The organism is Pelagibius sp. CAU 1746 (assembly GCF_039839785.1).
Lineage (GTDB): Bacteria > Pseudomonadota > Alphaproteobacteria > Kiloniellales > Kiloniellaceae > Pelagibius.
In genome coordinates this window covers 3,505,576-3,530,881 of sequence record NZ_JBDOQT010000001.1, presented here as the reverse complement: position 1 = coordinate 3,530,881, position 25,306 = coordinate 3,505,576, and the positions used below count along the sequence as shown (strand labels likewise).

Genomic DNA, 25,306 nt, shown 5'->3' with positions numbered 1-25,306 from the left:
GAATGCGAGTGCTAACGCAGGCGGAGGCAGACAGCCTCCTCCAACCTTTAGATCTGAAGGTCGGAGAGTGGTGCGAGTTAGCCTGTCTGAGTTCAGAGGTATTTCCAAACAAGGCGTACCGGCCGAATCCAGACGCGCGAGAGCTTTATGTTCTCGCCGGACATCTGCTTGATTGGCTTGATCCCAAGGATTGGGTCATCCTACAGATAGATAATTCTACAGCACCTCTTTTTGATGAATCGAAGGTATTCGAAGAGCTAGCCTTCGAGCCGGGCCAGAGATGGGACCTTGGCAATCAAAGAACTTTCCTGTTCGGAATTGAACGGGCCAAGCTTATTTTGATTGTTTTCTTTTCCCTTGTGTTTGAATGGCATGTCTATTTGACATGTAAGAGCGCCGACCAGGGCCAACGCTTAGGTCTCCAAGATGGCATCGTTTACTTTATTGGTCGTCCAGAGATGGTCGGTGCAGCTGAAGCGATGGTTGAGAGAATTGCCGAGAATCCATTGCGTCTGTCACAATCCGGAAAGTAAGCGGTTTCGGGGGCAATCCCCTACTGGATGAGCTGGGGGTCTTCACCTTCACCGGCGGGCAGAACTATGCCGTCACCTTGTCGGACGACGCCAACGGCACGGTGGTGGCCGACGCGCTCTACATCGTGAAGGTCGAGCCGCTGACCGACGCGGCCACCTGGGCGCCGGCCCTGCTGTCGAGCAATTGAATTGGCCGCATTGGATAGCTTCTGCGCCGTAGCGTGGCTTGCTATGCTGTCGCTATGGTCCAGTCCTTCGAACCGCCTTCCGCTACTAGAACCTCTGCCAGGCGCTCCCGCGGGATTGCGCTAGTGGCGGTGCTCTGGGTGACGAGCCTGCTGGCGGTCATCGCCGCGAGCTTTGTCACTACGCAGCGCAGTGAGACGGTGGCGGCGCGCAACCAGATCGATAATGCCGAGGCGCGGGCCCTGGCGGACGCCGGCCTGTACCGTGCGGTCGTGGCGCTGGCGGCGGACGGTGAGGGGGCTCCGCACGACGGCAGCCCCCGGGAATGGACTTTCGGCGGCGGCAGGGTGGTCACTTCGATCCAGGCTGAGGGCGGCAAGATCGACCTGAACGGCGCCGATATCGACCTGCTCGCCGGGCTCTTCACGGCGGCGGGGGCGGCGCGGCCGCAGGCGCTGGCCAATGCGGTGATCGATTTCCGCGACGCCAACGACGATCCCCTGCCGGGCGGGGGCGAGGACGCCGACTACCGCGCCGCCGGCCTGAACCACGAGGCCAAGGACCGGCCCTTCGAGCGCCGCGATGAACTGTTGCAGGTCATCGGCATGACGCGGGAGATCTATGACGCTGTTGCGCCGGCAATCACGGTCCATACCCGCTCGCGGGGCATCGACCCGGCCAGCGCGCCGCCGCTGGCGCTCGCCGCCCTGCCGGCGGTGAACGCGGGGTCCGCCGAAGCCCTGGCCTTGCAGCGCGACGGCAGGACGCAGGAGGACCTGCGCGGCCTGCTCGGCGACAGCCCTTACCTGGTGCCGAGCCGCATTCCCGTGGTTACGATCCGTGCCGAAGCGACCACCAAGGGCGGCGCCGTCTTCGTCCGCGAGGCGGTGGTTGCGCTGACCCCCGGCCTGCGCCAGCCCTATCACATCCTGACCTGGGAACAGGGGCGGCGGTAGCGCGAAAGCCCCGCATCTTCAGCTGTTCGGCGTTCCAGTCTCCACCGCGCCGCTCTCCGCATCGCCGTCACCTTCCGCCGGCTCCGGCGGGAAGATCCCCGGCAGCTTGCGGCGCAGTTCTTCCGTCACCGCGCGGGCGTCTTCCTGGTTGCGCACGACCTGGGGCTTGATGAGCACCAGCAGCTCGGTGCGCGAGCTGGAGTTGTCGGTGGCCTTGAAGAGGTTGCCCAGGATGGGGATGTCGCCCAGCACCGGCACGGAGGTGGTGCCTTCCTCCAGGCGGTTGCGGATCAGGCCGCCGAGGACGATGGTCTCGCCGTTCTGCACGGCGATGGTGCTTTCCATCTTGCGCTGCTGAATGGTCGGCGAGTCGATGCCGGAGGAGGTGGTCTCGGTGACCTCGCTGACTTCCTGCGCGACGTCGAGAACCACCAGGCCGCCCGAGTTCACCCGCGGCGTGATGTCGAGGATGACGCCGGTGTCGCGCAGCTCGACGTCGTTCACGATGGGCGCGTTGTCGCCGACGGTGCTGGTCGAGGTACGCGTGACGATCGGCACCTCGTCGCCCACCTGCAGGCGCGCGGTCTCATTGTCCAGCACCATGAGCGTCGGGGCGGAGAGGAACTTCACGTCGGTGATGCCCTTCAGGGCGTTCAGCGTGGCGTGGATATTGTTCGAGTCGAAGACGTAGGAGAAGCCGGGGAAGGAGGCACCCAGTACCGCGGCACCGCCCTCGGCAGCCGCGTCGGTAAAGGTGAAGGAAGAGTCGCCGGACTCGAAAAACCAGCGCACGCCGTACTCCAGGGAGTCGTTAAGTGTCACCTCCATCAGGGTTGCCTCGATCAGCACCTGCAGCGGCAAGATGTCGAGGCGCTTCAGTGCCGCCTCGACCTGGCGGTAGCCCTCCGGCGTCGCCAGGATGACCAAGGAATTGCTGGCCTCGTCGGCGAGGATGCGGATCGCGCCGCTGCCGCCCAAAGCGGACCCGCGAGCCGCGCTGCCGCGGGACGCCCCCCGGGCCGGGGCGGCGCCGGCCGCCGGCGGCGCGTTTCCCGCCGTGGGCGGGGCGGGGGCTGGCGCCTCATCGAAACCCCGCGGCTGCGGCGGCTCGCTGGTCAGCGTCGCAGGGGTCAGGCCGGGGGCGACCGCCGGTTCGGCGGCCAGGGAGGTGGTCGTGGTCTCCGCCGAGAAGATGTTGCCCAGGGTATCCGCCAGGTCCGCCGCCCTGCGGTTCTGCACGTAGTAGACATAGACCCGTTGGGCGTTACTGCTGCCTTGGTCGAGGCGGTCGATCCAGCGCCGCGCTTCGTCCAGGTAGCGCGGCTGCTTGGAGATGACCAGGACGGCGTTCATGCGCTCGATGGGCACGAAGCGCACGATGTCGCTCAGCCGCGGGCCGTTGGGATCGTCGAGGATCTGCTGCAGCTCGGCCACCAGGGTGTCGGGGGTGACCGCCTCCAGCGGCTCCAGGGCAAAGGACATGCCGGAGAGCCAGTCCACGTCCAGTACCGCGACCAGGTTGTTGAGGGAAGTAAGCTCGGCCCGGGTGCCGGTGACGAACAGAAGGTTGCGGGCGGGGTCGATCCGGACGCTGCTGGGGTTGGCGGCGAAGGACTGGGCCACCGTGCCGACCTCGTTGGCCGAGACGAAGCGCAGGGGGATGACCTGGGTGCTGATGCCGCGGCCGCTCGGCCCGTCGTAGGTCAGGTTGGCGATGCCGACGCCGGCCTGGTCGGCCGGCAGCACCCTGAACAGGCCGTCGCTTTCCACCAGCGCGGCGCCGTTCATGCGCAGCAGCTCCTCCAGCGTCGGCAGCACCTGCTCGGGCGCCAGCGGCTGGCTGGTCTGCAGGGTGACGCGCCCCTGCACGTTAGGATCGACGACGTAGTTCAGGTCCAGGGTGTCTTCCAGGACGGCGCGGATCACCTCCCGCAGGTCGGCGTCGACGAAGTTCATGGTCACGCCCTCGGCGGTGTCCTGCACCTGGGCCACCTGAACGCCGCGCGGCCGCGGGCCGGGCAGGCGCGCCAACTGGCCGCTACCGCGCACCTCGAAGGGGCGGATGCCGCCGTCGCTGGCCACCGCTTCCGGCTCGAGAGGCTCGGCGCTGCCTTCCTCGGACGAGGGCGAGGTCTTGTCCTTGGCGGATTGCGACAGGGTCTCGCCGAAGAACTCGCGGCTGCTGGTTTTCGACGCCTCGCAAGCAGTCAGGACGATCGTCAGCGATGCGGCGATCAGCCCTACGGAAAGGCGGCGGATTGTCGTCAATTTGTGAATGTTTTCCCCCTGCACGCTCTCGCCTATGAGTTTAACCGCCCGGGCCATAAGAAATCTATGGGTACAATCCGTGAATCGCTGTCTAGCTGTCATTGCCGCCGCTGCCGTGGCGCTGCGCCTGATCCGCGGGGTCCGCCGCTTCCCTGTTCCGCCTCGGTCAGTTCCAGTTCCAGCACCTTCTCGCCGTGGCTCAGCAGCAGGCGGTCCGGCAGCACGCTTTCGACCCGCCAGCCCTCGAGCTCCGCCCCCTTGGCGAGGCGCAGCAGCTCCTCGGCGCCGGGTTTGCGCACCATGGCGATGCTTTTCTCCGCCGAGATGACGATGCCGACCAGAGTGACTTGTGGTTCCGCCACCGTCTTGGGCAGTGGCGCCGGCGCCTGCTGTTGCGCGACCGGCTTGGGTGCCGGCTTGGCGCGGGGCGGGCGGCGCAATTCGGAGAAGGGCGGCCGGGTCGCCAACTGGGCGTAAGTGTTCTTCGGCGGCATGCGGAAGGAAGGGGGCGGCGCCGGGATGGCGCTGCCGGTAGCGGTCTCAAGCGTCGCCGTTACCGAGGGGGAATCGGGCAAGGCCGGCAAGGGCTTCCGCGCCTCGCTGTAGGCCCAAGCGCCGAGGGCGCTGCAGGCGATCAGCGCCAGGAGGTTGAAAACGGCGAGCCCTCTCATGAGCGTTCCTCCATCGCCGGTTTGGCCGCGAGGAACCCATAGACGTCGAAGCGCACCAGCAGCTCGACTTCCTCTTCGTCGGACGCCTCGGGGCGCGGCTGCAGGGTGCGGCGGATATCGAGGTTGTCGATGAAGAGGTAGGGATCGTTCCCCTCGAGGCGGTGCAGGATATCGCGCAGGGCGGCCGAGGTGGTGTGCAGCTGCGCCCGTGCGGTCACCTTGCGCAGCCCGCGTTCATCGCGAACCGGCAGAACCTGCACCGAACGGACGGTGCCGCCGCCGCGCTCGACGGTTGAGGTGAGGAAAGACTGGACGAAGGCGCCGGCGATGGTCTCGTTGTCGCCGCGCAGCAGCCCGGCGGTTGCCTCGGGCTGTTGGCTGAGCGCCTCGCGCTGCCGGGTAAGGGTGGCCGGGTCCCCCGTCTCCTTGGCGAAACGTTGCAGCAGTTCTTGCGACAGGGCGATGGACTCGTCCAGGGCCATGTGGCGTTGGCGCAGCGGCTCGACAACAGCCAGGTGGACGGCGAGCCCGGCGCCGATCAGCAACATCACGGCAAGCAGCCGGCTCAGGAGGGGTGAGAGGCGGGTCATTGGCCGCCCCCCGCTGGCTCGACGCGCAGAGAGAGGCTGAAGCGCTCAAGCCCCAGGCGCGGGTCCTGGGTCACCGGCGCCCGGAACACGGTCTCGGAGAATCGCGGCGACTGCTCGAAAGTGGTGATGAGTTTGGAGGAGTTGGGCGAGAAGCCGCTGAGACTCAGGCGGTTGCCGTCCAGGCTCAATTGACTGAGCCAGCTGTCGTCAGGCAGCAGTCGGGTGACCTGGTCGACCAGTGCCAAAGTCAGCAGGTCCTGCCGTTTAAGGTCTGTCAGGGAGGCGTCCGGCTTCTGCAGTGTCGCGATCTCCTCCTCCAGCTTGCGTAGCTCCGCCACGCGGGCACGTTCCTCCGTAACCCGCGCGCTGAGCGCGGCGGCGTAGTCGGCCTTGCGCTCCAGTGGGACTTGCAGTGCCAAGAACAGCAAGACCGCTACCGTAGCCGTCAGTGCGCCGGCCAGGGCGCGGGCCACGCGCGACGGCGCAGGGGAGGGCGCCTCCGGAAGCAGGTTCACGCCCAGGGGCCGTCCGGGTTCATCCGCGGCGATGTCGACCCGCGTGACCGTCAGCTCTTGGCCGCGCAGTTCCTCCAGCAGGCCGTCGACCTTGCGGCGCGGCGCCAGCATGATGTCGACGCTCAGGCGGCCGTTCTTGGCGTCGCGCCCCGCCACCCGGCAGGCATAGTAGACTTCCTCCCGGCTGAAGGGCGTCAGGCGGTCCATCTCGAAGCCGACGACCTCGCGCAGGTTTTCCTCCGCCGCCAAGGGCAGTTGCGCTTGCCGTGTCACGAGCTCCCGGCGCGCCAGCGCCAGGGTCGCCGCGGCTTTGGCTTTGGCGGAGGCCTCCTTGCTGCTGGCCAGCGGCACGGCCTTGCGGCCGCGCAGGCGATACAGTTGCGGCGGCGTGGTGCCCATGTCGAGCAGAAGCTTTTCGCCGCCGCGCAGGCCTTCCCGCAGCACGCCGGGCAACAGTGCCGCTAATTCGCCGAACCACCAGCGGAAGAAACTGGCCGGGAGAGCGAAGAAGTTTTTCACGGCCCCCATCATCGCTGGACCGGCTCCGTCACCACGGCGGCCGCCAGGACCGGCCAGGTGAGCTCTTCCCGGGTATCGAAGTCGACGGTGATCTCCACCAGTTCCGGCAACTGACCACTGTCATTCCAAGAGGTCAGCCACCCGGTCGGCTGGTTGAGGCGGCCGCGGCCGAAGTATTTGAACCCCACCGAACGGACGCCGGTCAGCAGCACCTCCTTGCGGGCCCTGTCGCTGAAATTCAGGCCGGGCCGCTCGCGGGTGAAGGGCTCCCAGCGCAGCACCAGGTTGCGCGTCGGCCCCGCGGCTTCGCTCTCCACCGCGACGACGTAGTAGCCGCCCTGGCCGAGGTATTCCGGCACCGGGCCGATGAAGACCAGGCGCTCCGCCTTGCCCTCCAGGGCCATGCCCGGCCGCCGGTCGGCGCCGCGCACCTGCTGCGGCTGCATCTGGGCGATCTGGCGGCGCAGCAGCGCCTGCACCGCGGCCACGCGGCCCTGGTCCTGGGCGATGCTCTCCGTGCGCTCCCATACCCGAGCGCCGAAGTTGAGGCCGCCCACCATCATGACGCTGAGCAGCGCCAGCACGGTGATGGAGACCAGCAGCTCCATCAGGGTGAAGCCGGCCTGCCGGCGGCGCTGGGGGCGGGCTCCGGTCATGTGGTGCCTCCCAGGCGCAGGGTGGTGAGGGTCACGTCGCGGTCGTCCCAGCTTACGGTCACGGTGACGCTGTAGGGCTGCAGCCCGGCCGGCGGCACGGCCGGCGTCGTGGCGTCGCTGTAGCGGGCGACCGTCTCGCGCCACGTCATGCCGTCCGGCAGCCCGCCGCTGCGCACCCCTTCGACCAGTGGCTGCTCGGTGCCGGCGCGCGCCAGCAGGGATTCCGCGTGGCCTAGGGCGATGAGGGCGCGGTCGGCCACCGTGGCGTTGCGCAGGCCGCCGGAAAAGATCTGCATGATGGCGGCGAAGCTGAGCGCGAAGATAGTGAAGGCGACCAGGACCTCCATCAAGGTGAAGCCGGCCTCGCGCCGCCGAGGGATCTCAGTGTTATTGCGCAAGGGACACCTGCCCGGTGAGCCAGTGCACGCTGACCTGATAACTGCGGGCGCCCTGGCTGAGGCGGATGCCGCCGCCGGTGGCGCTGCCGTCGGGAAAGAAGCGGATGGCGCCGCGGCTTTCCCGGCTGATCTCTTCGGCGGCGGTGAGAAAACGGATCTCCGCTTCCGGCGGCAGCGGGCGCTGCTCCGCGCCGTCCTTGACGCCGTAGACCTTCTCGTCGACGTCGACGAAGACGGCCACTTCGCGGTTCTGCGCCAGGGCCTGGCCGCGCGTGCGCTTCAGCAGCGCCGTCAGATCCTGGGCCGCCGCGCGCAGCTCCACCGTCTCCTTGCCGGCGAAGATGTTGGTGGCGAAGGCAGCCGTCAGCAGGCCGGCGATGGCGATCACCACGAGCAGCTCCAGCAGGGTGTAGCCCCCTTCGCCGCGTCGCCGCCCCCGCCGGAGTGCGGCTGCGCGACAGGGTGCGGCGCTACCAGTTGGTGACGTCTTGATCTTCGTCTTCACCGCCGTCGGCCTTGTCTGCGCCCAGGGAATAGATGTCCACCTCGCCGTGCTGGCCCGGGCTGGCATAGAGGAAGGGGGTGCCCCAGGCATCGTCGATGGCCTCCGCCTTCTTGACGTAAGGCCCGTTCCACTTCTCGGCATCGGCAGGTGCCTCGATCAGCGCGCGAAGCCCCTCCGCCTCCGTTGGGTAACGGCCCATGTCCAGGCGGAAGAGGTCGAGGCCCGCTTCCAGCTGATTGATGCGCAGCTGCGTTGTCTCCGTCTTGGCACGGCCCAGGTAGTTGAGCGCCACCGTGCCCACCGCCGCGGTGAGCAGCCCCAGCACGGTGATCACCACCAGCAGTTCCAGCAGCGTCATGCCGGCCTGCCGCCGGCGGCGCCGGGCGGCCTTGATGCGGCGATAGCGCAGGAGAACGTCTTGTCTGTCGAAACGCATTCAGAGCACCAGTTCGTTGACGGAGAAGAGGGCAAAGAGAATGGAGGAGACGATGAAGGCGATGAGCGCGCCGAGGCCGAGGGTCAGCACCGGCACCAGCAGGGCCAGCAGGCGGCGCATCGTCTCCTCGCTTTCCTGGTCGTAGATCTCGGCGAGCTTGGCCAGCATGTCCTCCAGGCGGCCGCTTTCCTCGCCGACGCGCAGCAGCTGCACCAGCAGCGGCGGAAAGAGCGGGTTTTCCGACAGCGGCGCGGCGAGGCCGCGCCCGGCCTTCACGTCCGGCTGCACCGCCGTCACCCCGGCGGAAAGGGCGGCGTTGCTCATCACCTCGCGCACCAGTTCCAGCGCGTTCAGCAGCGGCACGCCGTTGGCGAGCAAGGTAGCGAGGGTGCGGGCAAAGCGCGCCACGTCGTTCTTCACCCAGAGCGCGCCGATCACCGGCAGGCGCAGCACCTGGCGGTGCCACCAGAGGCGTCCGGCCGGCGTGCCGAGGTGGGCCTGCAGGCTCACCACTGCGACGGCCAGGGCCAGCAGGATGATCCACCAGGCCTGGCGCACGACCGCGCCGAAACCGATGACGATCTGCGTGACCAGGGGCAGCTCGGTGCCGGCGTCCTCGAACATCGGTTGGAAGGCGGGGATGACGAAGGTCAGCAGGATGGCCAGGGAAGCCCCGGCGGTCACCAGCAGGAAGATCGGGTAGATAAGGGCGGAGCGCAGCTTGCCCTTGGTCTCCTGCGCGCGTTCCAGGAAGTCGGCCAGACGCTCCAGCACCGTGTCCAGGCTGGCGCCGATCTCGCCGGCGCGCACCATGGCGCGGTAGTAGGTCGGGAAGGTCTTGCCTTCCTTGTCCAAAGCGTCGGCCAGGCTGCTGCCGCCGCGCAGGGCCGCCAGCAGGCGCTCGACCATGGCCTTGGTTGCTTTGCGTTCGGTGAGGCCGCTCAAGAGTTCCAGCGCCCGGTCGAGCGGCAGTTCGGCGCGCAGCAGGGTCGCCAGCTTGCGGGTCAGGGTCACCAGCTCCGCGCCTTCGGCCGGGCGCGCCGGCAGGATGTCGCGGTTGAGGGCCTCCAGCAGCCGGCCGCCGCCCGCCGCCTCGACGCGGACCGGCAGGTGGCCCATCTGGTGCAGGCGGGCCACCGCCGCGCCCTGGTCGCTGGCCTCCAGGCGGCCCTCGACCACCTCGCCCTCGCCGGTGACGGACTTGTAGCGGAAGTTCGCCATAACGCGGCTCCTAGTCCCCCGCCAGGGAGGTGACGCGCGCCACCTCCTCGAACGACGTCACGCCGGCGCGCGCCTTGGCGAGGCCGTCCTGGTACATGGAGCGCATGCCGCCGGCCACCGCGGCCTTGTGCAGCTCGCGCGATTCCGCGTGGCGCAGCACCAGGCGGCGGATCTCGTCGCCCATGGGCAGGATTTCCAGGATACCGGCGCGGCCGTGGTAGCCGCTGCCGTTGCACTGGGGGCAGCCCTGGGGCTGGTAGAGCGTCACCGGCGCGCCGGAAGGATCGATCTGTTGCGCGAGTTCCGGCAAAGCGTCATGCGCCTCGCGGCAGTGCGGGCAGAGGCGGCGCACCAGGCGCTGGGCCAGGATGCCGACCAGGGTGGAGGTCAGCAGGTAGTCCTCGACCCCCATGTCGAGCAGGCGGGTGATGGTGGCGGCCGCCGTATTGGTGTGCACCGTGGCCAGCACAAGGTGGCCGGTCAGCGCCGCCTGCACGGCGATCTGCGCCGTCTCCAGGTCGCGGATTTCGCCGATCATGACGATGTCCGGGTCCTGGCGCAGGATGGCGCGCAGGACATGGGCGAAGGTCAGGCCGATCTTGGGGCGCACTTGGATCTGGTTCACGCCGTCCAGCTGATACTCCACCGGGTCCTCGACGGTGAGGATCTTCTTCTCCGGCGCGTTCAGCTCCTTCAGGGCGGTGTAGAGCGTGGTGGTCTTGCCGCTGCCGGTCGGGCCGGTGACCAGCAGGATGCCGTTGGGCTTCTGCAGCAGGGCGCGCAGGGTCGCCTTGGTCTCGGCGTCGAAGCCCAGGGCGTCGAAGTCCAGCACCACGCCCTGGCGGTCGAGGATGCGCAGCACCGCGCCCTCGCCGTGCAGGGAGGGCAGGGTGGAGACGCGCAGGTCGATCTCCTTGCCGCGCACCACGATCTTGAGGCGCCCGTCCTGGGGCAGGCGGTGCTCGGCGATGTTCAGCTTGGCCATGATCTTGATGCGGGAGATCACGGCGGCGCGCAGCCGCGCCGGCGGCGCCTCCACCTCGCGCAGCACCCCGTCGACGCGGGTGCGCACCCGCAGCGAGGCCTCGAAGGGCTCGATGTGGATGTCGGAGGCGCGGGCCTCCACCGCCTTGGCGATCAGCAGGTTGACGATGCGGATGACCGGCGCCTCGCTGGCCTGGTCTCGCAGGCGGGCCACGTCGGCCTCGGTGCCTTCTTCTTCTGCCGTCTCGGCTGTCGCGGCGATCTGCTCCAGCGAGCCCCGGCCGCCGCCGTAGAGCCGCTCCAGCGCGTCCTCCAGCTCCGCCACCGTGGCCACGGCGCGGGCGACCGGCAGGCCGAGCCGCAGCCCCACCGCCTCCGCCGCGAAATCGTCCAGCGGGTCGGCCATGGCCAGGGTGACGCCCCTCTCCTTGCCGTCTTCTTCCAGGGCGATGGGCAGCACCTGGCTGTCCTTCAGGAACTTGGCCGCCAGGGTCTCCTCGGCCAGCGGCAGGGCGGGGTAGTCATCGCGGGCCGTGAGCGGCAGGCCGAGCAGCGCCGCCAGGGCCTCGGCCATGTCGCGCTCGCCGACCAGGCCCAGGCGGGTCAGCACCCGGTCCAGGCGCTCGCCGGTTTCCGCCTGGGCCCGCTCGGCGCGAGCCAGGGCGGCGGGCTCCAGCTTGCCGCGCGCCAGCAGCAGGTCGCCCACGTTGCGCGGCTGCTTTTCAGCGATCTTCGGGCCGCTGTTCGGGGGTACATCCTCGGTTGCAGCCGCGGCGGCGGCAGGGGCAAGCGGCCCCGAAGCCCTTTCGCGTGAAAGGCTTACGGCGCTTTCCTCCTGCAACCCGTCGCCCAATCCCTGGCTGGGCTGCGTCAGTGCCCTGGGTTCCCCCATGGGAACGGTCCCCTGTGACCACCGCCTTTCCCGTTAAGCTGCTGGAAAGGCTTGATTTATAGAGGCCAGCCGAGGCGGATCGGGCCGTAGAGCCAGGTGAGCCAGAGGCCCAGCGCCAGGAAGGGTCCGAAGGGCAGGGCCGTCCGGCCGGCCAACTTATCGGATAGTGTACCCTGTATAAGTCCGGCGGCAAGCGATACCACCAGGGCGATAGGCGCCGCCCAGAGCAGGACGGAGCCGAGCCCCGTCCAGGAGACCCAGGCGCCAGCGGCGGCCAGCAGCTTGGCGTCGCCCAGGCCCAGGCCCTCGCGCCCGCGCAGGCGCTGGTAGGCCCAGGCCAGCCCCGCGAAGCCGAGGAAGCCGAGGGCCGCGCCCAGGGCGTGGTGGAGGATCTGCCCGCCCAGCAAGCCGGCTGGATCGAGCCACCAGGCGACCGCCAGCCCCGCCGGGATCAGCGGCAGGGTCAGCACGTCGGGCAGGTAGAAGTGCCTGGCGTCGATGACCGCCAGCACCAGCAGCGCCCAGCCCAGCGCCGCCGTCGGCCAGACGAGGGGCGCGGGCACCGTGAGCACCGCCCAGACCGCGACGCCCAGTGCCGCCAGTTCGATCAGCGGGTAGAAGGCGCCGAGCTTCGCGCCGCAATGCCGGCAGCGGCCTTTGAAGGCCAGCCAGGAGAAGACGGGAACCTGATCGATCGCGCCCAGCACCTGCCCGCAGGCCTCACAGCGCGAGCGGTCGAAGACCACCGCCCGTCCCTCCGGCAGGCGCAGGACCAGCGTGCCGAGGAAGGAGCCGATGAAGGGGGCAAACAGGAGAACCGCCGTATGTAAATACCAAGCCAAACCTGGGCGCCTTGAGGGATTTTTGAAACGTCGGCGGTGCCGTCTGTGTGGGAGTTAAAAGGCCTCGGTTGTGTCCTGCCTGCCCAGAAGCCTCATGATTTCTACCGTGTCGTTGTCGATGCGATAATAGATCGAATGCACGCCGCAGACACCGCGTCTGTAGCCCTCGCGGATATGGTCGACGGCGGGATACAGCAAGGGGGTCTCGGCGATCTGTTCGAAACGCGCGAAGAAGTCGGCGAAATAGCGGTCGGCCTGCGTCTCGCCGTACTCCAGAAGCCCGTATCTGTAGATTTCTCGCAGGTCGCTCTTGGCTGCCTGGCTGAGCTTATAGCCCGCCATCTTGCCTTAGCTCGGCCTTGATCTCGGCAAGGATTTCCTCGGCGGACTGCTTGGTGAAGCCGCTGTCTTCCGCCTCCAGAAGCTTGGCCCGGATCGCCTTGATCGCGGCCGGGGTATCCAGTTCGCGCAGTTGGCGTTCACGGATGAGGTCGCGCACAACCTCGCTCTCGTTGCCGTAGCGCCCGGACTCGATCTGGGCTTTGATCCAGTCGTTCTGCTGGTCCGTGACCGAAATGCTTTTTTTGACGATGGCCATGTTGCGCTCCCGCGGAAGCCAAATTTCATACTTGGTAGTATAATATACTACCAATCAACCTTCAAGTCTGGCAGTCGTTGAGAAGGATAGCAAGAATTGCTATACTTCGTTATCGCCATCCAGCCGCTAGAGGCCGCCATGAATGTCTCCCTGACCCCGGAGCTTGAGAAACTGATCGAAGACCGGGTGAAGTCCGGGCGCTACACCTCGGCCAGCGAGGTCATCCGGGAAGCTCTGCGCCTGCTGGACCGCTTCGACGAAGCCCAACGGCAGGCTCTGGTCGATCTCAACCGAAAGATCGACGAGGGCTTGGTGCAGGCCGAGCGGGGCGAGGTCATCAGCGGCGAGGAGTCGCGCCGCCGCACGCGGGCGGCGCGGGCCAAGCTCACCCGGCAAGGGTGATGTCTTATTCACTGACGCTTGTTGCCCAGGCCGATATCGAAGAGATCGTCACCGCTCTTTGGCTGGAGAACCCCGAAACCGCCGAACTGGTTGAGGATCGGCTTTACGCGGCGTTCGACCTTCTGGCCGGCAACCCGGGTTTGGGTCACGAGCGGGCGGACCTGACGGATCGGCCGGTGCTGTTTTGGCCGGTGAGGCAAACTTCTTACGCCGCGATTTATCGGCCCGCTTCTCCGATCCAAGTCATCAGAGTGGTCCACTGGCACCGCGACATTGCCTCGTTGCTTTAGGGTGATGGTTTCGTTTGAGGCTTGCAGATCTACTTCGTCTGGTGGGGCGGCGACAAGATGGGTTTCATCCATCGGCACACAGCCGAACCGCCCCAGTTAAAAGCGATCAGGCCAGAAGTGGCCAGTCTTTTGCGTCCGCGCATGAACGTGCCCGGCATAGGCGCGATGCACCTTCGAGAGCGCCCGCCGGATGCCGTCCGCATCCCGCGGCGTTAAGATCAGATGCACGTGGTTCGGCATGAGCACCCAAGCCCAAATGCTCACTTCGGCCTCCGTGCAATGTTTGCGCAGCAGGTCGAGATAGAGCCGGTAGTCGTCGTCGCTGAAGAAAGTCTGCGCCCGGCCATTGCCACGTTGCGTGACGTGGTGGGGCAGGTTGGGGATCACCACGCGCGCCAGGCGAACCATGGGAAGAGGCTAAGGCCAAAGTCTGGTTTCGTCAATTAAGTGCACTGTCACCGTAATTGCGGCAGCCGCAGGATCAGCGTGCCCAGGAAGGAGCCGATGAAGGGGGCAAAAAAAGCAACGGCAACTTTCACGTAAGTTGCCAGAACCCATGACAAACGAAGCTCGCGATGATTGTTGTGTTCGGCAGTTGCGCTCAGGAATCACGCTAAGCTAGATGACTCCCTCCATTGCGCAAATGAATAGAGAAATTGAACTCTCAGAACACGAAGGTACTCCTTCCGAGATCAATTCAACAATGCATATGGAAAGCAAGTTTTCGAGCCTGTTATGCTCTAAGTGGACGATCCTTTGCGGCCAAGTTCGTATCGAGCTGCCTCAGCAATAGCTATGTTGACACTGTGCGCTAGTCTGTACAGTTTTTCCTCCGCATCGGCAGTGTCGATAGCGCCGAGTGCCCAACAACACTTCTTTCCGAGGGCATTCTCATCGCCGCCCATATAATCGAACTGCAATAGAGCCGCTTCATAAAGGGCGTCGGTGCTCCGAGGGTCCCTTAGAACTCGGAGTGCTTCGGCAATGTCTTCATGGCTGATATGCCAATCTGCTGTAATGAGTTCGTTGAGCAATGGCACGCAGTTCGACGTGAATTTGTCAAAGCGATGCCCGACTATCAACGCTGCCTCCACCTCATCGCTATCTCTCTTTTCTATTCCGCTTCTTAAAAGATCATAGACGTGGTCTTCATCTTTCCGCGGATCTACAGGGTATCTATCGAGAAACTCCTCGAAATTGATTTCTTCAGAGATGAAGTTTATTAACGCCTCAAAATGCTCGCTCTTCATCACGGTATCTCGGAAAACCCTGTCAAGCCATCATTCACTATATCCATTGCTGGTCCTCGACCCAAGCCAATGTTCACGAAGCCTCGCTCCTGTTTGAAGTACGCGTTCGTTTTCGTCCAGTTCATGCCCTTTGCAAGACGCTGCATCGCAGGATACTTACTCTCTACTAAGGAGCCGGCGCTCCGAACCCCTATTGCTTCGAGCCTAGCCATAGTGCCTGGCCGAAGATCCAGGCGCACAGTCACTCCCGTGAAACTTGAGGGGATACCGCCGGTCTTTGTTCATTACGGTGACAGTGCAGTTAATTGATGAACTCACCTTTCCAGCTTCTGTGCCTGTTGCGGTTTCGGCCCGCGCTTGGCGGGTTGTAGGGTGCGGCCGGTTTGGCGCTCGAGCGTCTCCACAAATGCCGCATTGCCCAGAGGGCGGCCGATGGACTCCGCCCGGCGCAGGGCCATTGACAAGTCCTCATCCTCGCCCGCCTCGATCAAAGCGGCAAAATTGGGATAGCGCTCCCGCACCGGCGCGGTGTCGGTGAGCGTGCCGCTTCGCTTGCGCGAGAGCTGATCGTGCACGCTCGACCATTGCCAATCCACCGCCCGCTTCGCGAGGCGGGCCCGCACCGGATTGAGCGCTACATAGCGCAAGGCGGCCTCAAGATGAGCTTCATCCATCGGCACACAGCCGAACCTTCCTTGCCAAAAGTGGCCGGTCTTTTGCAGCCGCGCGTGAACGTGCCCGGCATAGGCGCGATGCACCTTCGAGAGCGCCCGCCGGATGCCGTCCGCATCCTGCGGCGTTAAGATCAGATGCACGTGGTTCGGCATGAGCACCCAGGCCCAAATGCTCACTTCGGCCTCCGTGCAATGCTTGCGCAGCAGGTCGAGATAAAGGCGGTAATCGTCGTCGCTGAAAAAGGTCTGCGCCCGGCCGTTGCCACGTTGTGTGACGTGGTGGGGCAGGTTGGGGATCACCACGCGGGCCAGACGAGCCATGGGAAGAGGCTAAGGCCAAAGTCTGGTTTCGTCAATTAAATGCACTGTCACCGTAATTCGTTGCCACGTTGCGTGACGTGGTGGGGCAGGTTGGGGATCACCACGCGCGCCAGATGAGCCATCTCAGGATGGTCTCCGTCAATGTCTGACAACGTCAATTTCGTGCGCTGTTACCGCAACCACAGGATTCTAGGGCATCTCCTCTGCAGCAGGTGGCCGAGTAAGTTTTCTGAATTCAGCTTTTACTGCGCCGAAATGTGCAAAGTTTTTCTTGGCAGTTTCGAGTGAAATCGTATTTGCTCCTCCAGCGTAATTCGGATTTGAGCTTTGGATCGGATCATCTTCCCAGTAACAGACAGGGCAGATTTCGAAAGTTCCGGGTGGTGGTGATGAAAAAGTCAAATAGCCACAGCAAGGGCATGGAAATACCATGGTCAATTTACCTCGTTCCAATAATCTAAACCTCTCTCTGGGCGAAAGAAGGTTCTAGGTTCGCCAACCCTATTGTAGACGCCAAACGTATTTGTCGCAGGATCGTACACCATAGTATCTCCATTTTTTCGCGTTTTGGTAAGATACTCATACTGTCTTGTGAAGAATGCCTGCGCTTCTTCAACATATTGCTTGGCATTATTTAATCCAGGGAACTCTAGTCTATGATTCTGCCAGTGTGCGAAGGCGTTCATCACGCTTGTGCGCATCCGCGTGCTTGACCAGATTGACCCCGCCCGTCTAACCATGCCAGGTACGGCCATCGCACCTTTCACACCGGCCCCAATAGTGCCGGGTCCAGGTCCAAACGAGTCAAGCAGTGAAGTTAGGGTGTCTATAAAGTCGTATCGAAAATCCTCATAGATGTTGACGGTCATTCCCCACTGGAATTGTACAGCTGCCTCAATATCCTCGATGGCACCTTCTACATCGACGCCAAAAACTTCATCTAGCTCGAGAGATGCTATCTGGGCACTGCGTGCTCCTAAAGACCCCGTGGATTGGATACTGGATATGCCTCCTAGGTGAGCGATCGCTCGGTCTAGGACCCCGTTCGCGAACTCAGGGATGCCGAGAGAAGTGGTCGCTGCAACGACATGCGACACCACAGTGGCAACACCCCATTCCTCCAGACCGGCCACATTCTCTGCAACAGCAGAGCCGACTAGGTCATGGATTTCTCGAACGGCAGTTTGATAGTCAATTCCAGCTTGTCTGGCTCGAGTCCGAGCATAATCTCTGGCGACCTTGTTAACACCAAGCAAGTCCGAGAGGAAGTCGTCGACTCGTTCGATGAATCCGCGGTCATCATTCCCAGCCTCAGGCCCTGCTGAATCACTCGGCGCTTCTGCAATGCTCCCATCATCATTGAAAATTGAGAACCCGCTCGGATCGGTGTAACTGAGTGGGTTGTTAAAGACGTAGCTGTAGCGGTTGAAGCCCTGCGTGGTCTCCGGGTACTGCACGAAGGGATCAGCACTTAGGAACCTTCCCAAGGTCGGGTCGTAGACGCGGCCGTTCATGTGGATGAGGCCGACGGCGTCGAGATGCTCGTGGCCGGTGAAGCCCCGGGGCGTTTCGCCCGGCGTGGTGGGTGTGCCGGCCTGCCAGTCGGTGAGGCGGCGCTTGCCGTGGGCGTCGTAGGAGAAGCGCTCGGTGACCGCGCCGGACTCGTCGGTGACAGCCGCGACGGAGCCCAGGTGGTCGCGGTGCAGGTAGCGGGTCTTGTCGCTGAGCGTGCCGACGTCGCTGTAAGTGGTGTGGATGGCCACCACGCTGCCGCCGGCGCGGATGTAGTGCACCAACTCGTCGTCCTCGCCGGGGCGCACCTTCTTCTCGAAATGGCTGCCGACGTAGATGACAGTGGTGCTGAGGCCGCCGTCGACGATCTGCTGCTTCACCCGGGCGCGACTGGGGCCGTAGACGAAACTCGTCAGATCCCCGGTCAGGGTGTCGGTGATCTGTTCGGGCTTGTTGAAGGAGGTCCAGGAGGTGGTCTTGTCGTCGCCCGAGACCATGGCGCCGTTGGCGTCGTAGCTGTAGAGCTTTGCACCGATCTGCGAGACCGCGTGCGGCCCGGCGCCGGCCAGGCCGTAGACGTAGTTCGACCCGCCCGCCACGTCGGACTTGGTGACGATGTTGCCCAGGGCGTCATAGGTGTAGGCCGTGGTGGCGAGGGTCGCCAGGGTGGCGGTGTCGGTCAGGGTGGTGCCGGTCAGGCGGTTGAGGCCGTCGTAGGTGAAGGCCTCCTCGCGGTCCTGGCGCAGGTCACGGCGCGCCGTCAGGTTGCCCAGGGTATCGAAGTCGAAGGCCAGGTCCTGGATGCCGGTGGCGCCCTTGGTGGTGACGATGGAGTCAATGCGGCTGGTCGCCGGGTCGTAGACGCGGGCCGTGGCGACGCCGTTGCCTAGGGTCTCGGCCGTCACCTGGCCCTCGGCGTTCACCGTCGTCGCCTGCCAGTAGGTGACGGTCGAGAGCTCGTCGGTCACCGAGGAGAGGTGGCCGTTGGCGGTGAAGTGGGACTTCACCTGGAAGCCCGTGGGGTAGACCAGGGTGTCGGCCCGGCCCGCGGCGTCATAGAGCGCGCGGGTGTCGTAGGTCTGGCTCTCGACGGTCAGGCTGGCGATGTCCGGCCGCTGCTAGGCCCGGGCGGGCGCAGCGAAGCCGAGGAAGCCGAGGGCCGCGCCCAGGGCGTGGTGGAGAAGCTGGCCCCCAAACGAATGTGTTGGATCGAGCCACCAGGCCACCGCCAGCCCCGCCGGGATCAGCGGCAGGGTGAGCACGTCGGGCAGGTAGAAGTGCCTGGCGTCGATGACCGCCAGCACCAGCAACACCCAGCCCAGCGCCGCCGTCGGCCAGACGAGGTGAGGGGGCACGGTGAACGCCGCCCAGAGGGCAACGCCCAGCGCCGCCAGTTCGATCAGCGGGTAGAAGACGCCGAGCTTCGTGCCGCAGTGCCGGCAGCGGCCTTTGAAGGTGAGCCAGGAGAAGAGGGGAACCTGATCGAGCGCACCCAGCACCTGCCCGCAGGCCTCACAGCGCGAGCGGTCGAAAACCACTGCCCGCCCCGCCGGAAGCCGCAGGATCAGCGTCCCGAGGAAGGAGCCGATGAAAGGGGCGGCGACGAGAACCGTGGAAACAAGAAGAAGGACCGGATACGATTGCAAGGAAGTCTGACTGCCCTGGCAAGAGGAGACGAAGTACTACAGAGTAGCTCAGACGCCTTGCACCAAGGAACCCGGAAGGAAAACGGGCAAGGATTGCGGTGGCAGTGCAGGGATGCGATGCACCTTCGAGAGCGCTCGCCGGATACCGTTCGCATCTCGCGAAGTGAAGATCAAACGTAGGTGGTTCGGTATGAGCACCCCTGCCCGAATGCTCACCCCCAATGCTCATCTGGGCCTCTGTGCAACGCATGCGCAACAGGTCGAGATAAAGCCGATAGTCGTCGTCGCAGAAAACAGTCTGCGCCCGACCGTTGCCACGTTGCGTGACGTGGTGGGGCAGTTCAGGGATTACCACTCGGGCCAGACAAACCATCGGCAGAGGTCAAGGCCAAAGTCCGGTCGCGCCAATTTCATGCACTGTCACCGTAATCTGACGGATCGGCCGGTTCTGTTCTGGCCGGTGAGGCAAACTTCTTACGCCGCGATTTATCGGCCCGCTTCTCCGATCCAAGTCATCAGAGTGGTCCACTGGCACCGCGACATTGCCTCGTTGCTTTAGGGTGATGGTTTCGTTTGAGGCTTGCAGATCTACTTCGTCTGGTGGGGCGGCGACAAGATGGGTTTCATCCATCGGCACACAGCCGAACCGCCCCAGTTAAAAGCGATCAGGCCAGAAGTGGCCAGTCTTTTGCGTCCGCGCATGAACGTGCCCGGCATAGGCGCGATGCACCTTCGAGAGCGCCCGCCGGATGCCGTCCGCATCCCGCGGCGTTAAGATCAGATGCACGTGGTTCGGCATGAGCACCCAAGCCCAAATGCTCACTTCGGCCTCCGTGCAATGTTTGCGCAGCAGGTCGAGATAGAGCCGGTAGTCGTCGTCGCTGAAGAAAGTCTGCGCCCGGCCATTGCCACGTTGCGTGACGTGGTGGGGCAGGTTGGGGATCACCACGCGCGCCAGGCGAACCATGGGAAGAGGCTAAGGCCAAAGTCTGGTTTCGTCAATTAAGTGCACTGTCACCGTAATTGCGCCTACGCCAAAGCTGAAAAGAGAAAGCTCACCTAACAAGTTGCTCTATGGCGCAGCTGCATGAATTGCCGAACAACGCAAAAAGGGTACGCATGTGTCTTCTATTTCATGAGGATATTTCTCCCCTATTTCTCAACCTCTCACGTTCTATTTTTATGAAGGTTTCGGCGTAGGGGTGGTTCAGAAAAATGCCGATGGGGAGGTAAGAAAAAGAAAGAAATAATAACGCCCTTGTGCGCCTAGTTTTTTTTGATGTAGAGGCAACATTATAGAGTACGCCTGACGATTTCCACATTGATATTGCCACAATTATAAAAATTAGCGAATTCAATGACGCGACTACTTGATTGATAAATGCTACATCAAATTCTTTTATATCGATGGCGCTGTGACGTAAAAATATCGATATCAAAGAAAATATGACTGGAGAGCACAGTATAGCGGCAAATAATTTCTGATGACTTCTTACGGCGTCATATACTGCTATCGTAGTGGGGTATCCAATAGTTACTATGATAAATATTAAGCCAATTAATTTGGCGGGGATTCCGATTGGGTCAATTTCTAGGGCGACTAATATAAGTGCGTTAAATAAGAGCAGAATTACGCAAATAATAAATGGGGGAATCTTCCAAAGTGTGTTCATTATACGAAAGATTGTGTATTCACACACAGGAATCGGCCTTTCTTACTCAATCTGGCATCATATATCAGTAGAAAGAATGAGTATAACGTCAGTACGCCCCTTTTATACCAAATGCCTCTTTTATAACTGGAGTGAAAGGGTCTATTTCATATTCAATGCCTGCGAGTAGGCCTATTTTTGCCCCACTGCCGAGCGGCATACGTGTGTTCGAACTGAAAGGTGACTGGAGGGTAATCGGCTCGAAAGTATGGGTAGATGGGGTGTCATAGAGATTCCAAGCTCTATTGTAATTCGCTCTGTTATATGGTGTAAGCGTCACATTGCGTTCCCAGAATGACATGCGAGAGGTAATAAAGTAGGCAAAAGTTACTTCGATGACAATCCCACTATGAAGTGTTGACTCTAACGTGACCAAGTTTACCTGTTTTGACAGTATATCAAAATCGAGATCTACCCCAACTACGCCCCCGAGAATATTAAATCCCCAGGCAGCATAAAAGCCCGCTCTGACCGCCGCCTTGACAACTTCAGCGACTTTTTGTCTGGCCCCACCGCCTAAGGAAGCGGCTATCTGGTTTAGCTGAAGGTTTTGACGTGTTATCTGGTTCATCACGTCGTACACGGTATCGACCACTGTGCCGGCCGCTTCTAGGCCCCTTTCGTAACCAGGCGTGTTCGCGAAATCCGGAAGGTCTATACCCATTTGCCCTCGTGAATACCGCTCAACAATTCGGTCAATATCAGAAACTCTTCCGGTGGTGCTATTGACAAATCCTTCAACAAGATCCCTAACCGCATTAGGGTCGTTTCTTACTGTTTCGGGAAGACCGTTTAAGCCATCAACGATTCCCTGCACCTCGGCTGCCGAGAGGCGCCCAGGTGCGTCAATGCTTATCCCGAAGTAATCCTCCAGGCCATTGAGTTGATCGTTGGCCCAGTCGTTGAAGCCATCAAGGGCATGGCCAATCTCTCCTTCCCATCCCTTTCCTCCCAGGGAGTTGTCTGTCCTCTCGGCTGCATATCCCTCAAACCCACTTGGATCGGTGTAGCTGAGCGGGTTGTTGTTGACGTAGCTGTAGCGATTGAAGCCCTGCGTGGTCTCCGGATACGTCACGAAGGGATCCGCACTTAGGAACCGTCCCAGGGTCGGGTCGTAGACGCGGCCGTTCATGTGGATGAGGCCGACGGCGTCGAGGTGTTCGTGGCCGGTGAAGCCCCGCGGAGTCTCGGCCGCGGCGGCGGGGGTGCCGGCCTGCCAGTCGGTGAGGCGGCGCTTGCCGTGGGGATCGTAGGAGAAGCGCTCGGTGACCGCGCCGGCTTCGTCGGTGACGGCCGCGACCGAGCCCAGGTGGTCGCGGTGCAGGTAGCGGGTCTTGTCGCTGAGCGTGCCGACGTCGCTGTAAGTGGTGCGGATGGCCACCACGCTGCCGCCGGCGCGGATGTAGTGCACCAACTCGTCGTCCTCGCCGGGGCGCACCTTCTTCTCGAAATGGCTGCCGACGTAGATGACAGTGGTGCTGAGGCCGCCGTCGACGATCTGCTGCTTCACCCGGGCGCGACTGGGGCCGTAGACGAAACTCGTCAGATCCCCGGCCAGGGTGTCGGTGATCTGTTCCGGCTTGTTGAAGGAGGTCCAGGCGGTGGTCTTGCCGTCGCCCGAGACCATGGCGCCGTTGAGATCGTAGCTGTAGAGCTTCGCGCCGATCTGCGAGACCGCGTGCGGCCCGGCGCCGGCCAGCCCGTAGACGTAGTTCGACCCGCCCGCCACGTCGGACTTGGTGACGATGTTGCCCAGGTTGTCGTACCTGTAGGCCGTGGTGGCGAGGGTCGCCAGGGTCGCGGTGTCGGTCAGCGTTGTGCCGGTCAGGCGGTTGAGGCCGTCGTAGGTGAAGGCCTCCTCGCGGTCCTGGCGCAGGTCACGGCGCGCCGTCAGGTTGCCCAGGGTATCGAAGTCGAAGGCCAGGTCCTGGATGCCGGTGGCGCCCTTGGTGGTGACGATGGAGTCGATGCGGCTGGTCGCCGGGTCGTAGACGCGGGCCGTGGCGACGCCGTTGCCCAGGGTCTCGGCCGTCACCTGGCCCTCGGCGTTCACCGTCGTCGCCTGCCAGTAGGTGACGGTCGAGAGCTCGTCGGTCACCGAGGAGAGGTGGCCGTTGGCGGTGAAGTGGGACTTCACCTGGAAGCCCGTGGGGTAGACCAGGGTATCGGCCCGGCCCGCGGCGTCATAGAGCGCGCGGGTGTCGTAGGTCTGGCTCTCGACGGTCAGGCTGGCGATGTCCGGCCGCTGCTAGGCCCGGGCGGGCGCAGCGAAGCCGAGGAAGCCGAGGGCCGCGCCCAGCGCGTGGTGGAGGACGTGCCCGCCGGGCAAGCCGGCCGGATCGAGCCACCAGGCGACCGCCAGCCCCGCCGGGATCAGCGGCAGGGTCAGCACGTCGGGCAGGAGGAAGTGCTTGGCGTCGATCGCCGCCAGCACCAGCAACACCCAGCCCAGCGCCGCCGTCGGCCAGACGAGGTGAGGGGGCACGGTGAACGCCGCCCAGAGGGCAACGCCCAGCGCCGCCAGTTCGATCAGTGGATAGAAGACGCCGAGCTTCGTGCCGCAGTGCCGGCAGCGGCCTTTGAAGGCGAGCCAGGAGAAGACGGGTACCTGATCGAGCGCGCCCAGCACCTGCCCGCAGGCCTCACAGCGCGAGCGGTCGAAGACCACCGGCCGCCCTTCAGGCAGCCGCAAGATCAGCGTGCCGAGGAAGGAGCCGATGAAGGGGGCGGCGAGGAGTGTGGATGGGAGAAAGAAATTGCTCAGCGTCGGCAAGTGAGGAGAGCCATGCGTGATCTGACAGGTGAAATAACTCTAGTGTACGACGGCTAGAAGCAGGAGCAGGAAGTCATTCAGAAGAAGTTGGCGGACACCGATGCTCGCCGGGTCAATCAAAATACTAGACTCGTGCGCCAAGGGCGCATCTTGATCCGGCACTGATCAGGAGCGGCCCCTGTCATGTTGGTGGCCTATCCGTCCATTCTGCAACATACTAGTATTAAAAGATGCGCGATCTAAAGAGTTGGCATTTTTTGGAACTCTGACAGCCTAGTTCTCTCCGGCGTTTGAATTGATTTTCAGAGGCCAAGAACTTGGCCAGCCAGCAAGAGTACGTTCGAACAAGTCCCGTGCTTTGCCCTCCAACCGCTGATGCGCGACTTTGCGACACTCTTCCGAGTCCACGAGTTTCTCAAAGATAGCGACAACTAGTAGGTTCTGGATATCAAGACTATCAGAAGAGCCTAGGTCATTCATGAATTGGAACGCATTCTCAGTCTCACCTTCTGTGAAGTTACCTGTTTCAATTCCATCAACCACAAAAAAGGCAAAGTTGCTCACAATGATATAGCGTTCCTCGGTAGTGTCTGTCGACGCGGCAAAACGCGGAAATCGTGCGAAGAGAGAATCTGTGATTGAGTTTGGCCGATTCTTTGTCATCTTCCACCTAGTGCTTTTGCTATGTCCCTGGCTATTTCGGTCGCAATCGCAGTATCGGTTTCGTTCAAGCGCCCACTCGCATTACGGTGACAGTGCAGTTAATTGATGAACTCACCTTTCCAGCTTCTGTGCCTGTTGCGGTTTCGGCCCGCGCTTGGCGGGTTGTAGGGTGCGGCCGGTTTGGCGCTCGAGCGTCTCCACAAATGCCGCATTGCCCAGCGGGCGGCCGATGGACTCCGCCCGGCGCAGGGCCATTGACAAGTCCTCATCCTCGCCCGCCTCGATCAAAGCGGCAAAATTGGGATAGCGCTCCCGCACCGGCGCGGTGTCGGTGAGCGTGCCGCTTCGCTTGCGCGAGAGCTGATCGTGCACGCTCGACCATTGCCAATCCACCGCCTGCTTCGCGAGGCGGGCCCGCACCGGATTGAGCGCTACATAGCGCAAGGCGGCCTCAAGATGAGCTTCATCCATCGGCACACAGCCGAACCTTCCTTGCCAAAAGTGGCCGGTCTTTTGCAGCCGCGCGTGAACGTGCCCGGCATAGATGCGATGCACCTTCGAGAGCGCCCGCCGGATGCCGTCCGCATCCTGCGGCGTTAAGATCAGGTGCACGTGGTTCGGCATGAGCACCCAGGCCCAAATGCCTACCTCGGCCTCCGTGCAATGTTTGCGCAACAGGTCAAGATAAAGCCGATAATCGTCGTCGCTGAAAAAGGTCTGCGCCCGGCCATTGCCACGCTGTGTGACGTGGTGGGGCAGGTTGGGGATCACTACGCGCGCCAGACGAGACATCAGGAAAGGTTAAGGCCAAAGTCCGGTCGCGTCAATTTCGTGCACTGTCACCGTAATCCTTTTGCAGCCGCGCGTGAACGTGCCCGGCATAGGCGCGATGCACCTTCGAGAGCGCCCGCCGGATGCCGTCCGCATCGCGCGGCGTCAAGATCAGATGCACGTGGTTCGGCAGGGGCACCCAGGCCCAAATGCTCACCTCGGCCTCCGTGCAGTGTTTGCGCAGCAGGTCGAGATAGAGCCGGTAATCGTCGTCGCTGAAAAAGGTCTGCGCCCGGCCGTTGCCCCGTTGGGTGACGTGATGTGGCAGGTCGGGGATTACTACGCGGGCCAGACGAGCCATCGGAGAAGGTTAGCGTCAGCTTCTGACAGCGTCAATTTCGTGCACTGTCACCGTAATCCCAAAATACCTGCCGGGGCCTCCGTGCAATGTTTGTGTAGCAGGTCGAGATAAAGGCGGTAATCGTCGTCGCTGAAAAAGGTCTGCGCCCGGCCATTGCCACG

29 protein-coding genes are annotated in these 25,306 nt (G+C 63.3%); 4 read left to right on the top strand and 25 right to left on the bottom strand.

The window, feature by feature from the left end:
- Positions 1-2 precede the first annotated feature (2 nt).
- Together AAFN88_RS16800 and AAFN88_RS16795 are read left to right on the top strand one after the other, a co-directional pair.
- Complete coding sequence (locus AAFN88_RS16800) at positions 3-533, top strand: hypothetical protein (RefSeq protein WP_347521581.1); 531 nt, start codon at positions 3-5, stop codon at positions 531-533.
- A gap of 311 nt (positions 534-844) precedes the next feature.
- The gene (locus AAFN88_RS16795) at positions 845-1,675 is read left to right on the top strand and encodes a hypothetical protein (protein ID WP_347521580.1); all 831 of its coding nucleotides are present in this window, start codon (positions 845-847) and stop codon (positions 1,673-1,675) included.
- An 18-nt stretch (positions 1,676-1,693) separates the two neighbouring features.
- Here AAFN88_RS16795 and gspD read toward each other — a convergent pair whose 3' ends face one another.
- The 13 genes from gspD to AAFN88_RS16730 form a co-directional block, all read right to left on the bottom strand.
- Positions 1,694-3,943: a type II secretion system secretin GspD gene (gene gspD / locus AAFN88_RS16790; protein WP_347521579.1), complete on the bottom strand. Its 2,250-nt coding sequence runs from the start codon at positions 3,941-3,943 to the stop codon at positions 1,694-1,696.
- Between the two features lie 98 nt (positions 3,944-4,041).
- A complete protein-coding gene (locus AAFN88_RS16785; protein WP_347521578.1) occupies positions 4,042-4,614 on the bottom strand; it encodes a hypothetical protein in 573 nt (190 codons plus the stop codon).
- A complete protein-coding gene (gspM, locus tag AAFN88_RS16780; protein ID WP_347521577.1) occupies positions 4,611-5,204 on the bottom strand; it encodes a type II secretion system protein GspM in 594 nt (197 codons plus the stop codon). Before gspM ends, AAFN88_RS16785 begins: the two co-directional genes overlap by 4 nt.
- Positions 5,201-6,238: a PilN domain-containing protein gene (locus AAFN88_RS16775; protein WP_347521576.1), complete on the bottom strand. Its 1,038-nt coding sequence runs from the start codon at positions 6,236-6,238 to the stop codon at positions 5,201-5,203. The genes gspM and AAFN88_RS16775 overlap by 4 nt, the downstream gene beginning before the upstream one ends.
- 8 nt (positions 6,239-6,246) lie before the next feature.
- Positions 6,247-6,894 (bottom strand): prepilin-type N-terminal cleavage/methylation domain-containing protein, encoded by a 648-nt coding sequence (locus tag AAFN88_RS16770; RefSeq protein ID WP_347521575.1) that lies wholly within the window; start codon positions 6,892-6,894, stop codon positions 6,247-6,249.
- A complete protein-coding gene (locus AAFN88_RS16765) occupies positions 6,891-7,292 on the bottom strand; it encodes a type II secretion system protein (protein WP_347521573.1) in 402 nt (133 codons plus the stop codon). Before AAFN88_RS16765 ends, AAFN88_RS16770 begins: the two co-directional genes overlap by 4 nt.
- Complete coding sequence (locus AAFN88_RS16760; RefSeq protein ID WP_347521572.1) at positions 7,282-7,797, bottom strand: GspH/FimT family pseudopilin; 516 nt, start codon at positions 7,795-7,797, stop codon at positions 7,282-7,284. Before AAFN88_RS16760 ends, AAFN88_RS16765 begins: the two co-directional genes overlap by 11 nt.
- Positions 7,763-8,233: a type II secretion system major pseudopilin GspG gene (gene gspG, locus AAFN88_RS16755; protein ID WP_347521571.1), complete on the bottom strand. Its 471-nt coding sequence runs from the start codon at positions 8,231-8,233 to the stop codon at positions 7,763-7,765. Before gspG ends, AAFN88_RS16760 begins: the two co-directional genes overlap by 35 nt.
- Positions 8,234-9,454 (bottom strand): type II secretion system F family protein, encoded by a 1,221-nt coding sequence (locus AAFN88_RS16750; protein WP_347521570.1) that lies wholly within the window; start codon positions 9,452-9,454, stop codon positions 8,234-8,236.
- A gap of 10 nt (positions 9,455-9,464) precedes the next feature.
- The gene (gene gspE / locus AAFN88_RS16745) at positions 9,465-11,330 is read right to left on the bottom strand and encodes a type II secretion system ATPase GspE (RefSeq protein WP_347521569.1); all 1,866 of its coding nucleotides are present in this window, start codon (positions 11,328-11,330) and stop codon (positions 9,465-9,467) included.
- A 56-nt stretch (positions 11,331-11,386) separates the two neighbouring features.
- On the bottom strand, positions 11,387-12,172 hold the full coding sequence (locus tag AAFN88_RS16740) for an A24 family peptidase (RefSeq protein WP_347521568.1): 786 nt from the start codon (positions 12,170-12,172) through the stop codon (positions 11,387-11,389).
- Positions 12,173-12,226: 54 nt separating this feature from the next.
- Positions 12,227-12,514: a type II toxin-antitoxin system RelE/ParE family toxin gene (locus tag AAFN88_RS16735; protein ID WP_347521567.1), complete on the bottom strand. Its 288-nt coding sequence runs from the start codon at positions 12,512-12,514 to the stop codon at positions 12,227-12,229.
- On the bottom strand, positions 12,501-12,770 hold the full coding sequence (locus AAFN88_RS16730; RefSeq protein WP_347521566.1) for a type II toxin-antitoxin system ParD family antitoxin: 270 nt from the start codon (positions 12,768-12,770) through the stop codon (positions 12,501-12,503). Before AAFN88_RS16730 ends, AAFN88_RS16735 begins: the two co-directional genes overlap by 14 nt.
- A gap of 96 nt (positions 12,771-12,866) precedes the next feature.
- Here AAFN88_RS16730 and AAFN88_RS16725 point away from each other — a divergent pair, with 96 nt between their 5' ends.
- Together AAFN88_RS16725 and AAFN88_RS16720 are read left to right on the top strand one after the other, a co-directional pair.
- Positions 12,867-13,172, top strand: a complete 306-nt coding sequence (locus AAFN88_RS16725; protein ID WP_347521565.1) for a type II toxin-antitoxin system ParD family antitoxin — start codon at positions 12,867-12,869, stop codon at positions 13,170-13,172.
- Positions 13,172-13,462 (top strand): type II toxin-antitoxin system RelE/ParE family toxin, encoded by a 291-nt coding sequence (locus AAFN88_RS16720; protein ID WP_347521563.1) that lies wholly within the window; start codon positions 13,172-13,174, stop codon positions 13,460-13,462. Before AAFN88_RS16725 ends, AAFN88_RS16720 begins: the two co-directional genes overlap by 1 nt.
- Positions 13,463-13,558: 96 nt before the next feature.
- Here the strand turns inward: AAFN88_RS16720 and AAFN88_RS16715 are convergent, their stop codons facing one another.
- The 12 genes from AAFN88_RS16715 to AAFN88_RS16665 all read right to left on the bottom strand — a co-directional run bounded on the left by AAFN88_RS16715 (position 13,559) and on the right by AAFN88_RS16665 (position 25,145).
- Positions 13,559-13,870 carry a transposase gene (locus tag AAFN88_RS16715; protein ID WP_347521557.1) on the bottom strand — a complete coding sequence of 104 codons (312 nt, stop codon included), beginning with the start codon at positions 13,868-13,870 and terminating at the stop codon, positions 13,559-13,561.
- Positions 13,871-14,202: 332 nt separating this feature from the next.
- Positions 14,203-14,712, bottom strand: a complete 510-nt coding sequence (locus AAFN88_RS16710) for a hypothetical protein (protein WP_347521562.1) — start codon at positions 14,710-14,712, stop codon at positions 14,203-14,205.
- Between the two features lie 314 nt (positions 14,713-15,026).
- Positions 15,027-15,707 carry a transposase gene (locus tag AAFN88_RS16705; RefSeq protein ID WP_347521560.1) on the bottom strand — a complete coding sequence of 227 codons (681 nt, stop codon included), beginning with the start codon at positions 15,705-15,707 and terminating at the stop codon, positions 15,027-15,029.
- A gap of 189 nt (positions 15,708-15,896) precedes the next feature.
- On the bottom strand, positions 15,897-16,139 hold the full coding sequence (locus tag AAFN88_RS21960) for a CPCC family cysteine-rich protein (RefSeq protein WP_367576145.1): 243 nt from the start codon (positions 16,137-16,139) through the stop codon (positions 15,897-15,899).
- A gap of 2 nt (positions 16,140-16,141) precedes the next feature.
- On the bottom strand, positions 16,142-18,226 hold the full coding sequence (locus tag AAFN88_RS16700; protein ID WP_347521559.1) for an RHS repeat-associated core domain-containing protein: 2,085 nt from the start codon (positions 18,224-18,226) through the stop codon (positions 16,142-16,144).
- Between the two features lie 111 nt (positions 18,227-18,337).
- Positions 18,338-18,865: a prepilin peptidase gene (locus AAFN88_RS16695; protein WP_347521558.1), complete on the bottom strand. Its 528-nt coding sequence runs from the start codon at positions 18,863-18,865 to the stop codon at positions 18,338-18,340.
- Positions 18,866-19,520: 655 nt separating this feature from the next.
- Positions 19,521-19,832 (bottom strand): transposase, encoded by a 312-nt coding sequence (locus AAFN88_RS16690; RefSeq protein WP_347521557.1) that lies wholly within the window; start codon positions 19,830-19,832, stop codon positions 19,521-19,523.
- Positions 19,833-20,626: 794 nt separating this feature from the next.
- Complete coding sequence (locus AAFN88_RS16685) at positions 20,627-22,714, bottom strand: RHS repeat-associated core domain-containing protein (protein ID WP_347521556.1); 2,088 nt, start codon at positions 22,712-22,714, stop codon at positions 20,627-20,629.
- 111 nt (positions 22,715-22,825) lie between these two features.
- Complete coding sequence (locus tag AAFN88_RS16680; RefSeq protein WP_347521555.1) at positions 22,826-23,350, bottom strand: prepilin peptidase; 525 nt, start codon at positions 23,348-23,350, stop codon at positions 22,826-22,828.
- Positions 23,351-23,623: 273 nt separating this feature from the next.
- Positions 23,624-23,914: a hypothetical protein gene (locus AAFN88_RS16675; protein WP_347521554.1), complete on the bottom strand. Its 291-nt coding sequence runs from the start codon at positions 23,912-23,914 to the stop codon at positions 23,624-23,626.
- 210 nt (positions 23,915-24,124) lie between these two features.
- The gene (locus AAFN88_RS16670) at positions 24,125-24,805 is read right to left on the bottom strand and encodes a transposase (RefSeq protein WP_347521553.1); all 681 of its coding nucleotides are present in this window, start codon (positions 24,803-24,805) and stop codon (positions 24,125-24,127) included.
- 31 nt (positions 24,806-24,836) lie between these two features.
- The gene (locus tag AAFN88_RS16665) at positions 24,837-25,145 is read right to left on the bottom strand and encodes a transposase (protein WP_347521552.1); all 309 of its coding nucleotides are present in this window, start codon (positions 25,143-25,145) and stop codon (positions 24,837-24,839) included.
- Between the last annotated feature and the right edge of the window lie 161 nt (positions 25,146-25,306).